This is a genomic window from Mesorhizobium kamtschaticum, assembly GCF_056174585.1.
The window spans coordinates 2,017,384-2,031,457 of record NZ_CM149691.1; the positions used below are offsets into that span (position 1 = coordinate 2,017,384).

Annotated in this window: 16 protein-coding genes; 5 read left to right on the top strand and 11 right to left on the bottom strand. The window is 62.7% G+C overall.

What is annotated here, in order from left to right:
• Positions 1 to 63 precede the first annotated feature (63 nt).
• The 4 genes from AC0V7N_RS09950 to AC0V7N_RS09965 all read right to left on the bottom strand — a co-directional run bounded on the left by AC0V7N_RS09950 (position 64) and on the right by AC0V7N_RS09965 (position 2,963).
• A complete protein-coding gene (locus AC0V7N_RS09950) occupies positions 64 to 1,071 on the bottom strand; it encodes an iron ABC transporter substrate-binding protein (protein WP_475456886.1) in 1,008 nt (335 codons plus the stop codon).
• A gap of 148 nt (positions 1,072 to 1,219) precedes the next feature.
• A complete protein-coding gene (locus AC0V7N_RS09955) occupies positions 1,220 to 1,606 on the bottom strand; it encodes a cytochrome P450 (protein ID WP_496628004.1) in 387 nt (128 codons plus the stop codon).
• Positions 1,525 to 2,445: a cytochrome P450 family protein gene (locus tag AC0V7N_RS09960; protein ID WP_496627816.1), complete on the bottom strand. Its 921-nt coding sequence runs from the start codon at positions 2,443 to 2,445 to the stop codon at positions 1,525 to 1,527. Before AC0V7N_RS09960 ends, AC0V7N_RS09955 begins: the two co-directional genes overlap by 82 nt.
• Entirely contained in the window at positions 2,442 to 2,963 is a 522-nt protein-coding gene (locus AC0V7N_RS09965) for an N-acetyltransferase (protein ID WP_475456890.1), read from the bottom strand. Before AC0V7N_RS09965 ends, AC0V7N_RS09960 begins: the two co-directional genes overlap by 4 nt.
• 221 nt (positions 2,964 to 3,184) lie before the next feature.
• Here AC0V7N_RS09965 and AC0V7N_RS09970 point away from each other — a divergent pair, with 221 nt between their 5' ends.
• From AC0V7N_RS09970 to AC0V7N_RS09985, 4 genes are all read left to right on the top strand, one after another.
• Positions 3,185 to 4,201, top strand: coding sequence for a hypothetical protein (locus AC0V7N_RS09970; protein WP_475456892.1), 1,017 nt, complete (start codon positions 3,185 to 3,187; stop codon positions 4,199 to 4,201).
• A 111-nt stretch (positions 4,202 to 4,312) separates the two neighbouring features.
• Positions 4,313 to 4,849 carry a sigma-70 family RNA polymerase sigma factor gene (locus tag AC0V7N_RS09975; protein ID WP_496627817.1) on the top strand — a complete coding sequence of 179 codons (537 nt, stop codon included), beginning with the start codon at positions 4,313 to 4,315 and terminating at the stop codon, positions 4,847 to 4,849.
• Between the two features lies 1 nt (position 4,850).
• Positions 4,851 to 5,489 carry an NrsF family protein gene (locus tag AC0V7N_RS09980; protein WP_475456894.1) on the top strand — a complete coding sequence of 213 codons (639 nt, stop codon included), beginning with the start codon at positions 4,851 to 4,853 and terminating at the stop codon, positions 5,487 to 5,489.
• A 165-nt stretch (positions 5,490 to 5,654) separates the two neighbouring features.
• A complete protein-coding gene (locus tag AC0V7N_RS09985; RefSeq protein WP_496627818.1) occupies positions 5,655 to 7,628 on the top strand; it encodes a PAS domain S-box protein in 1,974 nt (657 codons plus the stop codon).
• Between the two features lie 9 nt (positions 7,629 to 7,637).
• Here the strand turns inward: AC0V7N_RS09985 and AC0V7N_RS09990 are convergent, their stop codons facing one another.
• The 7 genes from AC0V7N_RS09990 to AC0V7N_RS10020 form a co-directional block, all read right to left on the bottom strand.
• The gene (locus AC0V7N_RS09990) at positions 7,638 to 8,516 is read right to left on the bottom strand and encodes a 3-hydroxybutyryl-CoA dehydrogenase (protein WP_015315562.1); all 879 of its coding nucleotides are present in this window, start codon (positions 8,514 to 8,516) and stop codon (positions 7,638 to 7,640) included.
• A gap of 208 nt (positions 8,517 to 8,724) precedes the next feature.
• Positions 8,725 to 9,654: an electron transfer flavoprotein subunit alpha/FixB family protein gene (locus AC0V7N_RS09995; RefSeq protein ID WP_475456898.1), complete on the bottom strand. Its 930-nt coding sequence runs from the start codon at positions 9,652 to 9,654 to the stop codon at positions 8,725 to 8,727.
• A 20-nt stretch (positions 9,655 to 9,674) separates the two neighbouring features.
• Positions 9,675 to 10,424 (bottom strand): electron transfer flavoprotein subunit beta/FixA family protein, encoded by a 750-nt coding sequence (locus tag AC0V7N_RS10000; protein ID WP_183459547.1) that lies wholly within the window; start codon positions 10,422 to 10,424, stop codon positions 9,675 to 9,677.
• Between the two features lie 213 nt (positions 10,425 to 10,637).
• Positions 10,638 to 11,438 carry a rhomboid family intramembrane serine protease gene (locus AC0V7N_RS10005; protein ID WP_475456900.1) on the bottom strand — a complete coding sequence of 267 codons (801 nt, stop codon included), beginning with the start codon at positions 11,436 to 11,438 and terminating at the stop codon, positions 10,638 to 10,640.
• Between the two features lie 31 nt (positions 11,439 to 11,469).
• Positions 11,470 to 12,051: a cob(I)yrinic acid a,c-diamide adenosyltransferase gene (locus AC0V7N_RS10010; RefSeq protein ID WP_475456902.1), complete on the bottom strand. Its 582-nt coding sequence runs from the start codon at positions 12,049 to 12,051 to the stop codon at positions 11,470 to 11,472.
• Positions 12,052 to 12,076: 25 nt separating this feature from the next.
• On the bottom strand, positions 12,077 to 12,268 hold the full coding sequence (locus AC0V7N_RS10015; RefSeq protein ID WP_027031242.1) for a twin transmembrane helix small protein: 192 nt from the start codon (positions 12,266 to 12,268) through the stop codon (positions 12,077 to 12,079).
• Positions 12,269 to 12,294: 26 nt separating this feature from the next.
• Entirely contained in the window at positions 12,295 to 13,161 is an 867-nt protein-coding gene (locus AC0V7N_RS10020) for an SDR family oxidoreductase (RefSeq protein WP_475456904.1), read from the bottom strand.
• Positions 13,162 to 13,219: 58 nt separating this feature from the next.
• Here AC0V7N_RS10020 and AC0V7N_RS10025 point away from each other — a divergent pair, with 58 nt between their 5' ends.
• Positions 13,220 to 14,071: a YihY/virulence factor BrkB family protein gene (locus AC0V7N_RS10025; RefSeq protein WP_027061768.1), complete on the top strand. Its 852-nt coding sequence runs from the start codon at positions 13,220 to 13,222 to the stop codon at positions 14,069 to 14,071.
• Positions 14,072 to 14,074: the final 3 nt, after the last annotated feature.

Here is a 14,074-nt window from a genome sequence, read left to right on the forward strand (position 1 = left end):
CTCCCGCGGAAGGCAAGGTCCCGCGGGAGCACGGTCTGACGTCCTTATCAGGACGAACGGCAACTAAAGCAAGCCGGCTGCCGTCATCAGGTCGGTGACCTTCTTGGAGTTCAGCGTCGTGGCGTCGACCTTCGGTGCCTGCAGATCAACCAGCGGCACCAGCTTCGGATTGGACTCGGCGCCCTTGCCGACCGCGTATTCAAAGGCGGTTCCGTTCTTCAGCACATCCTGGCCGCCCTTGCCGGTCACCCATTTCAGGAACGCCTGGGCTTCCTTCGGATGCTTGCTCGAGGCGAGCACGCCGCCACCGGAGACCGAGACGAAAGCGCCCGGATCCTGGTTCTTGAAATAATGCAGCGCGACATTCTTGCTGTTCTCGCCGGTCTTGGCCTGATCGCCGAAGTAATAATAGTGGTAGATCACGCCGCCTTCGATCTCGCCGGCATTGACCGCCTTCATCACCGTGCTGTTGCCCTTGTAGGCGGTGAAGTTCTCCTTCATCGCCTTCAGCCAGTCCGCCGTGGCGGCCTCGCCCTTGAGTTGCAGCAATGCGCTGACGATGGCCTGGAAATCCGCGCCCGAGGGCGAAGCCGCCCAACGGCCCTTCCAGCTCGGATCGGCGAGGTCGAGCAGCGACTTGGGCAACTGGTCGGCCTTGAGCTTGGTCGTGTTGTAGGCAAAGACGGTGCTGCGCGCGGCCACGCCCACCCATTTGCCGCTGGCGGCCTGATAGTCCTGCGGCACCTGAGCCAGCGTGTCGGCATCGACCGGCGCGAACAGACCGGCATTCTCGACCAGCACCATGGCAGGTGAGTTCTCGGTCAGGAACACGTCGGCGGGCGAGGCGGCCCCTTCGGCGACGATCTGGTTGGAGAAATCGCTGTCGCCACCATTGCGCAAGGTGACCTTGATGCCGGTCTCCTTGGTGAACCCTTCGGCCCATTCCTTGGCCAGGCTTTCGTGCTGGGCGTTGTAGACGATGATGCCGGCATCCCCGGCCATCGCCGGACCGGCGATCAGGCTGATTGCCAGCGCGGTCGCGCCGACGAGCGTGGAAAGCGTGTATTTCATGGTGTCGTCCTCGATCTGGGGTTTGGCACGAAATCTCCTATCGATACCTGACCATGGTAGTCAACATTTATCTCGCACACGCACAACGTCACGAGGAGGCGGATAATTCCATGTGATGTGGGTGCTCCCAAAAATCGCAGCGCGGAATTCAAGCCGCTGGCCAGTCGACCGCTCGGACCATTGGGGCGGTTCGCAGGCCGTGGAAAAGCACCGAATGGCGCCCGACAACCCTGGAAATATCCAGGCGCCAGCCCTTGGCGTGAGTGAACAGCGCCTCCAGCAGCACCGCCAGTTCCACCCGGGCCACGTGCTGACCAAGACAGGCATGAAGTCCGGTACCGAATGCGAGGGCCGATGAAGCGCCGGAATGCAGATCCAGCCGATCGCCAGCCGGAAAGACTGAAACGTCTCTATTGGCGCTCGCCAGGACGGGGACAACAGCCTGCCCGGCTTTTATGGTAGCGCCACCAAACTGCAAATCTTCCGCGGCAATGCGCGCTCCGGCATAATGGACAGGCGCGCAGAAACGCAGCAGTTCCTCGGCTGCCGCGGACCAACCGACACGCCCGTCCTCCAGCAACGACAGTTGCTCGGGAAACGGGCCAGAGCCGCCAGCGCATTGCCGAACGTGTCCACAACCGTCGCCTGCCCGGCAAACAGCAGGAACACGATGTTTGCAACGGCGTCGTCCTTGTGCCAGCTGCCGGCATCGACCTCGGCGAGCATATGAGCCGAAATGCCGCCTGGGTGGACGTCGCCGCGCTCTATCGCCAGCAGGACCCATGCTTCCAACCGGCGACAGGCCTCGTTTGCATCCTCGTTGATGCCGCCAATCCTCATGTCCAAGGCATCGGCCATACACTGCGCATCGTGACCAATGCGCCATGGATCATCCATGCCGATACCCAGGATGCGCTCCAGGCCTGAGAAAGCGAGTGGAAGGCCGATATCGGCGACAGCGTCGAACTCCCGTTTTGTCACGGCGGATCGCACCAGCTCCGATGCCCTGGACGCGAGCTGGTCGAACAGCCCTCGGCCGGCGGAATAGGTCAACGAACCGGCCAGTGGGCGGCGCAGGCTCATATGCCGCGGCGGGTCGGACAAAAGCATGGAGCGGGTCAAAAGATCCAAGGCCGGATTGGCACTGATCTTCTGCCTGACTTCCTGATAGGCGCCCGGCGGGGCTTGCAGCAACAACGGGTGTTTCAAAGCCTGCGACACAAGCGCGTGGCTGAAGGCGTAAAACGCCTCACCGACCTCTGGGTAAGGAGCTTTGCCCCAGCTGCCGCCTCCCGCGCTCCGACGATTTGCGAATTCCGCAAACGGATCGCCATCCAGCGCGAACGGGTCGAAAAGGTCGCCTTGGCCTGTCATGGGGCGAGGTCAACGGCGAAGATGACGCGAAATCCGCCGGAACTGAGATCCTCGGGCAGAAAGCCGGGCGCCAGATGCAGAAATTCACATTGCAGAACGCGCCTGTAGAAGCGCAGCAGAGGGTCCCTTGTTATCGCTTCGATCGAAGGCGTCACACCGGTCCGGTGCCAGTCATCGATCGTCTGGCGGAATAGCGGATCCGGCCGAACCTTGTCGGGAAAGTCGCCCTGCGCTCCGGCATAGGACGGGCAACGTCCGTCGCCGACCAACCACCGTGCGCCGACTCGAAGCCCGTGGTCCGTTAGTTGCGACAGCAGCCGGCGAACTATGTCGGTGCCGCGAAATTCGGGCCGCACACCCAGGTTGTAAACGTAGAGCGAATGCGCCGGTTCGCTCCTGGCAAGCGAAGAATAGGCGGCGAAGGTCTTCGGGAATTTTCGCGTCTCACGGGGGTCCTGGCTTGTCTCCACGAAGCAGATCGCACCGGCAATGAGGTTCCCGACCAGGGCCACGATCATTGTATGTCCATATGAAAGGCGGCGACGGATCACTGCCTCGCTGGCGCCGAGGGGCCCCCAGGCAGCTGTTTCCATCGCCACCATGTCTGATATGTCGTCTTCAACAAGTTGACGAAATGTGACCGTTATCATCTTAGGTGACTGCTCGACAATTTCCCGACAAATGGACGATTTCCTTGTGCCAACCGTTGGAGAATGCGTGAGGAAGGGGTGGGTGTCTCATGATTTTCTACATTTGTCATCGCTTACATGCCTACACTCAGGCAAGCCTGCTCCTCTATTTTCGGACCGATCTGCAGGATTTCGTCCGTTTGGTTCCCTATGGTGAAGCGGCGCATCTTCTTGGGATCTCCAACGGCACGGTCATCTGGACAGATCTGGACCGCCTGAGCGAAGCCGAGATTGAAGCAGCCTCCGACCTCAGCGAGCGTATGAGGTTGCGGCAGCCCGATCTCTGTCAACTCAATCACCCCCGGCAAAGTCTTCAACGTTTCGAGCTGCTGCGCATGCTGTTTTCGGACGGCACCAACGATTTCAACGTATACCGGCCCGAAATTCTGCCGGAGGGGATGCGTTTTCCCGTCTTTCTGCGCGATGAGACTGGAGCAACTTACAAGACGCCGCGACTGCTGGCTTCACGAGCGGAGCTCGACCGGGAGCTTTCGCATTTGCGCGAGATGAATTTTGTTCGCCCCATGGTGGTGGAGTTCGGATCAAAAGCGGAGCCCGACGGCAACTACCGAAAATACGCTGCCTATCGCATCGGTGCGCACAGCTATGCGCAGCACTGCTTCTCCAGCCAGGAGTGGTTCATAAAAGACCCTGGCAAAGGTATGTCGGGACGGCAACTGGCCGAGCACAGCGCCTATGTTCGTGACAATCCGCACGCAGGCGCGCTGATGCCAATCTTCGAAAAGGCCAGGATTTCATACGGCCGGATTGACTACACCGTTGTCGACGGTCGCATCCAGGTGTTCGAGATCAACACCAATCCCACCGTGTTGAATCATCCGCCGACACCTTTCGATACGTACGATTCTCGGCCCTATGCTGACATGCATGCGAAAGCATTGGCACAGTTGCCCCATGCTGACGATGCCGCGTCCACGCCATCCATCGACAAGACACATCTCCAGATTCTGGGCCGCTTGCGAAACAAGTATCGCCGCAGACGAGTGAAACTGACGGTTCGAAGAGGCTTGAGCTATTTCTGGGGCGCGACGTTCGGCGCCAGGTAAGGACGATGCCAGCAAACTTTCGTGATTTGCCCGTAGTTTGGCTTGGACATTATTTCGCCGGCCACGTAACAAATCAGTGCCGAGGCACGAAAATCGGGGGAGTGAACTCTTGTGAGCGGCAAGGACGAGGCCGAGCTTTCCCGGCTGATGCGGGCCGCGATCGCGGGAGATGAAAAGGCCTATGCCGACTTTCTGCACCGGATTGCCGCGCTGGTGCGCGGCTTCGTCCGGCGCAAGATCGTGCAGGGCGGGGTCGATCCCGAGGATGTCGTGCAGGAAACCTTGCTGGCCATTCATGTGAAACGGCATACCTGGCGCCAGGACGCGCCGGTGCTGCCGTGGATCTACGCGATCGCCCGCTTCAAGCTGATCGACGCGTTCCGGCGGCGCGGTCGACGCATCGAGATCGATGTCGACGATATCGCCGAGACCTTCGCCGAGCCGGAGACCGAAACCGTCAGCGAGCGCGACATCAATCGAGCCCTGGACGGGCTGCCACCGGCACAGCGTTCCGTGGTTTCGGCCGTATCGGTGGAAGGCCGCTCGATCGGCGAGACGGCAGCGAAGTTCGGCATCAGCGAGACGGCGGTGCGTGTGTCGCTGCATCGCGGACTTGCCGCCATAGCCAGGCGATTTGGGCGGGAATGACATGAGGACCGAGGATCTCATCAAGGCGCTCGACGCCGATGCAGGCAGCAAGGCGATGCCATTGCGCTCGGCCTGGTGGCTGGCTGCCGGTGCGGCCATTGTCATCGCCGCGGTCGTTTTCCTGCTGACGATCGGCCCGCGCCCCGACTTCATGGTGGCCGCGCACACGATGCGCTTCCTGTCGAAATTCGTCTTCACCATCGTGCTGGCCATCAGCGCCTTCGCCCTTATCCGCGCCTTGTCGACGCCAGGCGCCCCGACTGGTCTGGCGATGGCGGGGATGCTTGCCGCGCCGCTGCTGGTGGCCGTGGCCGTGGTTCTGGAACTCTTCATGGTGCCGGAGGCGTTGTGGGGCACGCGCATGGTCGGCTCCAACATGATGATCTGCATGGGCTTCATCCCGCTGATCGGCATCGGCCCGCTGGCCATCTTCCTGTGGATGCTGCGCTACGGCGCGCCGACACGGCCGGTGCTGGCCGGCGCGGTCGCGGGCCTGCTCGCCGGTGGGCTGGCGGCGACCTTCTATGCCGCGCATTGTTTCGACGATTCGCCGCTTTTCGTTGCCACCTGGTACACGATCGCGATTGCGGCGCTTGCCTTGCTTGGCGCGCTCGGCGGGCGGTTTTTCGTGCGCTGGTAGCAGGATACCTGCGACCACACCCCCGTGCACACCGATCCTTAATCATGCCGGCAATTGTTTGCCGGTTACCGCTGTCGCCAGTACCCCCTACGCAACCTTTCCTTAAAATCGATCCTTCAAGGTTTTAACGGGAAAAAGCGATTGCCCACGGGGGTGGCACGGATCGTGAGATTACCAGGACTCATCGGGCTCCACAGACATGCCGCGCCGGCGTTGCTTGTGGCCGGCCTTGCCGTAGCGGCGGCCTCGGCCGTGCTGTCGAGGCTGGACCTTGGCGCAGAGGCACTCAAGCTTTGTCTTCAGATATCGGTCGCTATTGCGGGCGGCGCGCTTTTCCTCGCCGGGCTGTTCGTCGTTCGAATCTCCGCCGATCGGCGGCAAATCGCGCAAAGCGAGCAGCGCTTTCGCCGGGCCATGCAGGATTCGGCGATCGGCATCGCCATTGTCGGGCTGAACGGGTGCATTCTCGAAACCAATCCGGCGTTTGCCTCGATGCTTGGCTACAGCCGCGAAGAGATCGAGGCGATGACATTTTTCCAGATCACCCATCCTGACGACCTGCATATCGGGCGGGAGACCATGGAAGGCATCAAAGCGGGCACGGTCAACGCCTTCCAACTCGAGAAGCGCTATCTCAAGAAAGACGGCACGCCCGTCTGGGCGCATCTCGCCGGCTCCGTCATTCGTGACGAGAAAGACGGGCGCCCGCTCTATCTCGTCTCGCAGATCGAAGACATCGACGCGCGCAAGCAGGCCGAAGCGCGCATCACTGAGGCCGAAACACGCTGGAATTTCGCTCTGGCCGGCGCCGGCCAGGGCGTCTGGGATCTCGACGTCCGCAAAGGCGGCACGACCTATTCCTCGACCTGGGTCAAGATGCTGGGTTATGCGGATGGCGAACTCGACGGCGATCCGGACCGCTGGCTGACCATGATCCATCCCGACGACCGCGAGACCGTCGCCGAAGCGGACCGCGCCCACCTTGACGGCCAGACGGAGTTTTTCGAGGCCGAGTTCAGGATGCGTCACAAGGACGGCTATTGGGTCTGGATCCTCGACCGCGGCAAGGCCATCGAGCGCGACGGGGACGGGCGTCTGATCAGGGCCATCGGCAGCCTGACCGACATCACCCGACGCAAGGAAGTCGAAGAGCGCCTGACCGTGTCGGCGGCAATGCTGGCCGACGAGAAGGAGCGGCTCCGGGTGACGCTGCAGTCGATCGGCGATGCCGTTATCTGTACCGATGCGGCGAACCGCGTCACCTTCATGAACCCGGTTGCCGAGAAGCTGACCGGCGTTTCCGGCGAGGCGGCCCTCGGCAAGACGCTCGGCCATGTCTATTGGGCGGTCGACGAGGAGACGGGTCACAGGATCGGCGTGACACGGCCGGCGATCGGCGCGGAGGCGCCCTCCGACCAGAACAGCCGTGCCGTGCTGATCCGCCGCGACGACACACGCTGCAGCATCCGTCAGGTCGTGTCGCCGATCATGAACGAGCGCAACGAATTCTGCGGGCTGGTCATCGTCTTCCAGGACTTCACCGATGCGCGTGCCCTGCAGCGCCAACTCGCTCACGCCGCCGCGCATGATGCGTTGACCGGCCTTGCCAATCGCTCGAGCTTCATCCGCACCATGGAGGGATTGGTCGATCAGGCGCGCAAGGACGGCACGACGGCCGGGAGCGGCCATCAGTTCATGTTCATCGACCTCGATCATTTCAAACTGGTCAACGACACCGGTGGTCACGCCGCCGGGGACGCCTTGCTGAAGCGGGTCGCCGAGGCCGTGCGCGACGTGCTTGGGCCCGAGGATATTGTCGCGCGCCTGGGTGGCGACGAATTCGCGGTCATCCTGAAATCGGGTTCGACCGCCGGCGCCAGGATCGCGGCGCGCTCCATCATCGATGCGATAGCCGGCCTCAACTTCACCTGGGACGGCCGGCCGCACGCGATCGGTGCCAGCATCGGGCTGGCGGCGATCTGCGCCAATTGCGGTGAGGTCGATGAGATCATCGCAAAGGCCGACGCCGCCTGCTATGCGGCCAAGGCCGCCGGCCGCGGATGCGTTTCAGTGGCGCCGGACGACAGGATCAGCGACGACAGGTCAGAACCGCCCGCGCCGCTTGCCGCAGCGTCGTGAACCGACGCGTCAGCGCGTCGGGACGGGGTGCTCGCCGCGATAGTCGTAGAAGCCGCGCCCGGTCTTGCGGCCGAGCCAGCCGGCCTCGACATATTTGACCAGCAGCGGGCAGGGGCGGTACTTCGAATCCGACAGGCCGTCATGCAGCACCTGCATGATCGACAGGCAGGTGTCGAGGCCGATGAAATCGGCAAGCTGCAGCGGCCCCATGGGATGGTTGGCGCCAAGCCGCATGGCGGTGTCGATGGCATCGACCGAGCCGACGCCCTCATAAAGCGTGTAGATCGCCTCGTTGATCATCGGCAGCAGGATGCGGTTGACGATGAAGGCCGGGAAATCCTCCGAGACCGTGATCGTCTTGTCGAGCTGCTTCACATAGGTCTTGGCCGCCTCGAAGGTCTGGTCCTCGGTGGCGATGCCGCGCACCAGCTCGACCAGCTTCATCAGCGGCACCGGGTTCATGAAATGTATGCCGATGAAGCGCTCCGGCCGGTCGGTCTGCGCGGCAAGCCGCGTGATCGAGATCGACGAGGTGTTGGTCGCCAGGATGGCTTCGGGATTAAGCTGCGGACAGAGCTGCGCGTAGATCTTGCGCTTGACGGTCTCGTCTTCTGTCGCCGCCTCGATCACCAGATCGGCGCCGGCGAGATCTGCCATCGTCGGCGCCGAGGCAATGCGCGCCATCGCCTGGTTGCGCAGCTTCTCGTCAAGCTTGCCGGACCCCACCTGACGGGCCATGTTGCCGCTGATGGTGGCGATGCCCTTCTCGATGCGATCAGGCGATATATCGTAGATCAGCACCTTGTAGCCCGATAGGGCGGAGACATGGGCGATACCCCCACCCATCTGGCCCGCGCCGATGATGCCGATCGTCTCGATCTTGCTCATTACACCGATCCCGTCCTGAGCCCTTCCGCATGAATTGCGAAAGCGCTCCACCTTTTGTTTTCCGCAATTCCGGACGCAAAACCGCTGCGCATTTTTGCTGGAATTGCTTTTGGCCTTTGCGGCCTGGTTTTTGTGCAGTGCAAACTAAAAGGGCGGGGAGACTTCGTCTACCCCACCCCAGGTATTTAATACGCTTTGTCAGAGAGCGTCAAAGCGCCTTCTGCAACTCCGGCAGAATGACGAAGAGATCGCCGACGAGGCCATAGTCGGCAACCTGGAAGATCGGCGCTTCCTCGTCCTTGTTTATGGCGACGATGACCTTCGAATCCTTCATGCCGGCAAGGTGCTGGATGGCGCCGGAGATGCCGACCGCGATGTAGAGATCGGGAGCGACGACCTTGCCGGTCTGGCCGACCTGCCAGTCGTTCGGCGCATAGCCGGCATCGACCGCGGCGCGGGACGCGCCGACGGCGGCGCCGAGCTTGTCGGCGACCGGCAGGATGACTTCCTGGAACTTCTCCGAGGAGCCGAGAGCACGGCCACCCGAAATGATGATCTTGGCCGAGGTTAGTTCCGGACGGTCAGTGTCCGACAGCTTGTTCTCGACGAAGGTGGAGAGGCCGGGATTGGCCGCCGCCTTGACGGTCTCGACCGCGGCCGAGCCGCCCTCGGGGGCTGCCTGGAAGGAGGCGGTGCGCACCGTGATGACCTTCTTGGCGTCGGTCGACTGCACGGTCTGGATGGCGTTGCCGGCATAGATCGGCCGCTTGAACGTGTCCGGCGACACCACTTCGATGATCTCGGAGACCTGCGCGACATCGAGCAGGGCGGCAACGCGCGGCGCGACGTTCTTGCCCGACGAGGTCGCCGGCGCGATGATGGTGTCGTAGCCGCCGGCGAGCGACACGACGAGTGCCGCCGTCGGCTCGGCGAGACGCTCGGCGAGTTCGTCGGCTTCGGCGAGCAGCACCTTGGTCACGCCCTTGAGCTTGGCGGCGGCGTCGGCCGCACCCTTGGCGCCCTTGCCGGCGACCAGCACATGCACGTCGGAGCCGATCTGCAGGGCCGCCGAAAGCGCCTTGGCGGTCTGGTCGGAAAGGGTGGCGTTGTCGTGTTCGGCGATGAGGAGAATGGTCATTTTATCTGTTCCTTCCGATCTCAGAGCACGCCGGCTTCGTTCTTGAGCTTGTCGACCAGTTCGGCGACGCTCTTGACCTTGACGCCCGCCTTGCGGCCGCTCGGCTCCTCGGTCTTGATGACCTTGAGGCGCGGCTTGACGTCGGCGCCGTAGTCGGCCGGGGTCTTTTCGTCGAGCTGCTTCTTCTTGGCCTTCATGATGTTGGGCAAAGAGGCATAGCGCGGCTGGTTGAGGCGAAGGTCGGCGGTGATGATCGCCGGCATCTTCAGTTCCACCGTCTGCAGGCCGCCGTCGACTTCGCGCGTCACCTTGGCCTTGTCGCCGTCAAGCACGACCTTGGAGGCGAAGGTGCCTTGGGCCCAGCCGAGCAGGGCCGCCAGCATCTGGCCGGTCTGGTTGGAATCGTCGTCGATCGCCTGCTTGCCGAGGATGACGAGGCCGGGTTGCTCAGCGTCGACGACGCCCTTCAGCACCTTGGCGACGCCGAGCGGCTCGGTCTGCTCGTCGGTCTTGACCAGGATGGCGCGGTCGGCGCCCATGGCGAGCGCGGTGCGCAGGGTTTCCTGCGCCTGCTGCGGGCCGATCGAAACGACGATGATCTCTTCGGCCTTGCCGGCTTCCTTGAGCCGGATCGCCTCTTCGACCGCGATCTCGTCGAACGGGTTCATCGCCATCTTGACGTTGGCGAGTTCAACCGCCGAACCATCAGCCTTCACGCGAACCTTGACGTTCGCATCCACAACCCGTTTCACGGGCACAAGGATCTTCATTTGCCTGTCACCTCTTCACGCTAGTTGGGCGCGCTATAGCAGCCTGCGCCCCTTCTGAGTTGTCGAAAGCCGACATTCCTGACTGAATTCCGGCCAGACGGAATTCTGGCCGGATGGAAATTCTGGTCTTTGCCCGCCTTGGGCTCAGACGGAGACGTTTCCGTAGTTGCGGCAACCCTTGACGTCAATACGCTGAAAGCGGCTCAAATCGGTTCAGTTTGAGCCAGAGGGGTTTCCTCGACCCCAGCGCGTCGTGGTGGCCGGCGGTTCGGGCGCCGCTGGTTCAGCAGCAACCGGCGGCGGGTCTGATGTGGGAACCACGGTATCCTCGTCCGCGCCTGCAAAAAGCGGCACGCCGCGGCTGCGCAGGACAAGCACCAGCACGGCGCCGGCAATGATGCCGCCGATGTGGCAGGCCCAGGAGATCTGGTCCTCACCACCGGCCGCGAACATGAAGACCTGGAACAGCACCCACAGGATGAGCGGGATGAAGGCCGGAATGCGCAGCGGGATGCGGGCGAAGGCCAGAACCCAGACCTTCACCCTGGGATAGAGGATCAAATAGGCGACGACCACGCCGGCGATGGCGCCGGAGGCGCCGATCAGCGGCGCCTGCGAATTCCAGGCGACGAGGCCCTGGAAGGCGGCGCCGGCGATGGCGCAGAGCAGGTAGAAGATCAGGTAGCGGATGTGGCCGAGCGCGTCCTCGACATTGTCGCCGAACACCCACAGGAACAGCATGTTACCGCCGAGATGGAAGATGTCGGCATGCAGGAAGGAATAGGTGAGGTAGCTCAGGCTTTCGGGGATGATGACAAAGCGAGGGTCGAGCTCGGCTGTGTCATGAACGACCGACGGGATGAAGCCGAGGCCAAGCACGGCAGCGTTGGTGAAATTCTCACCGCCGAGTGCCGTGGCGCAATAGACGAGCGCGTTGGCCACGATCAGGCCGATCGTCACATATTGCAGGCGGATGTGGCGCAGCCTGTTGGTGTCGTAAAGCGGGATGAACATCGTCCCTGGCCCCCTCCCGCTTTCGGTCCGTTCAGCGGTTCTTGCCGGGAACCCATAGCACGTCGGCATTTCCGTTGTCATTGACCGCCCGGGCGGCGACAAACAGGAAATCCGAGACGCGGTTGATGTATTTCAGCCCGTCGCGGTTGACGTGCTCGCCCGGGTTCTGGGCGAGTGCCACCATCAGCCGTTCGGCCCGCCGCGCCACCGTGCGGGCGAGATGCAAGGCAGCTGCCGCCGGCGTGCCGCCATTGAGCACGAAGGATTTGAGCGGCTGGAGGTCCTTGTTGAGGAGGTCGATGTCCTTCTCGACACGGTCGGTCTGCGTGGCAACGATGCGCAGCGGCTCATAGCCAAGCGGTTTGCCGTCGTCGGGCACCGCAAGATCGGCGCCGAGGTCGAAAAGGTCGTTCTGGATGCGCGACAGCATGGCATCGATCGCCGGATGGCTGGCTACTGTGTGGACCCGTGCCATGCCGATGCAGGCGTTGGCTTCGTCGACCGTGCCGTAGGCGTCCACCCGCAGGTCGGATTTCAGCCGCCGCTCTCCGGTGCCGAGACCCGTGGTGCCATCGTCGCCGGTGCGGGTGTAGATCTTGTTGAGCTTGACCACGTCGCCTCCCGAACGGTTGCTATCCTCACTTGCGGGTGAAATACACCGCCAGCAGAATCAGCACCAGCGCCACGGCCTGCAGCATCACGCGTGCCTGCATCAGCTTGTTCGAGGTGACGCCGGAACCTCCGCGCATCATGTTGATGAGGCCGCGGATCAGCACGATCACCACGGCGGCCATGACCAGAATGGCGAGGATGTTGAAGACGGTTGCCATTGTTGCGTTTCCAGTTGTTTTGGCGTTCAGGCGCGTTTGGCCATCAGGCGGTAGAGTATCGATGCCGGCAGGATGCGTTTGAGCGCCGCGCCGATCTTAGCCGGCACCGTTACCACATAGTGCGGGCGCGGGCGCCGCGACAGAAGTGCATGGCGCAGAACCTTATGGACCACTTCGGGCCCAGGCTTCAGCGCCGACTGGCTGCCGCCGGCGCGCAGCCGCTCCAGCTGCGCGGCATAGTCGACGCTATGCACGGAATTCTCGATGTCGATGTTTTTCAGGAACCAGGGCAGGCCGTTGCTGGCGATCTTCGATTTCACCGGCCCCGGTTCGATCAGCGAAACATGGACGCCGCTGCCTTCCAGTTCTTGGCGCTGACAGAGCATCAGCGCCTCGAGTGCATGTTTAGAGGCCGAATAGGCGCCACGAAAACGCACCGGCACGAGACCAAGGATCGATGAGCAATGGACGAAGCGGCCATGGCCCTGGCGGCGCATCACCGGGACGAGACGGCTGGTCAAATCATGCCAACCGAAGAAATTGACCTCGAACTGCCCTTTCAGCGCGGCCACCGACAGATCCTCGACCGCGCCGGCCTGGGCGTAGGCGCCATTGTTGAAGAGCGCGTCGAGCCTTCCGCCCGTGCGGTCGAGCACTGAAGTCACCAGGGCGGCGATCGAGTCCGGGTCACTGTAATCGAGGTAGAAAGCCTCGATGCCGTCTGCTTCGAGGGCGGCGATGTCTTCCGGCTTGCGCGCTGTCGCGAAGACCCGCCAGCCCTCGGCCTTCAGCGCTCGCGCGCAATAGGCGCCTATGCCTGAGGACGCACCGGTGATGATGATGGTGCGCAACTCGGTCGTTGGAGAATTCGTGGTTTGACTTAGGGTTGCCATTTGCCGCATTCACTTCCCATATTCGCGGCGTCGAGACAATCGAAGGGAGCGCGCGTCCTTGCTGCGGAATATTGTCGCCCTGCGCCGCGTGCTCTACGACGCGCTCGGTCATTTCAACACCGATGACGGCTGGGCGATGGCCAGCCATCTGGCGATCACCTCGCTGATGGCGCTGTTTCCGTTCCTGATCTTCGCCACGACGCTGGGCAGCTTCCTCGGCGCCCAGGCGTTTGCCGACACGGCCGTGCACCTGGTTTTCGACACCTGGCCGGATCAGATCGCCAAGCCGATCGCGCATGAGGTGCTGAACGTGCTGACCGTCCGGCGCACCGATCTGTTGACCTATGGCGTGCTGCTTGCCGCCTACTTTGCCTCGAACGGCATCGAGGCGCTGCGCACGTCGCTCAACCGCGCCTATCGCGTCACGGAAACGCGCGGCATCATCCATCGCCGCGTGCAGAGCCTGTTCTTCGTGCTGATCGCGACGGCCGGATTCCTGGCGATCAGCGTGCTCCTGGTGTTCGCGCCCTTGCTGGCGCGGCTGGCCGAAGCCCATTTCGAGTGGATCAAACCCTATACCGGCACGATCACGCTGTGGCGCTACGTCATCGCCTCGACCGTCATCATCGGCGGGCTGTTTTCGGTGCACTACTGGCTGCCGGCCGGCAAGCGCCGCTTCGTGTCGCTGGTGCCGGGCATCATCTTCACACTGGCCGCATGGCTCATCGGCTCGACCATGTTCGCCACCTATCTCGACCATTTCTCGTCCTATGTGACGACCTATGCCGGCCTTGCCTCGATCATGATCGCGGTGGTTTTCCTCTACATCGTCTCGGCGATCTTCATCCTCGGCGGCGAGCTCAACGCCGCAATCAGCCGCTATTTGGAGGCGCGTGCGCGGGTTGGCTGACCG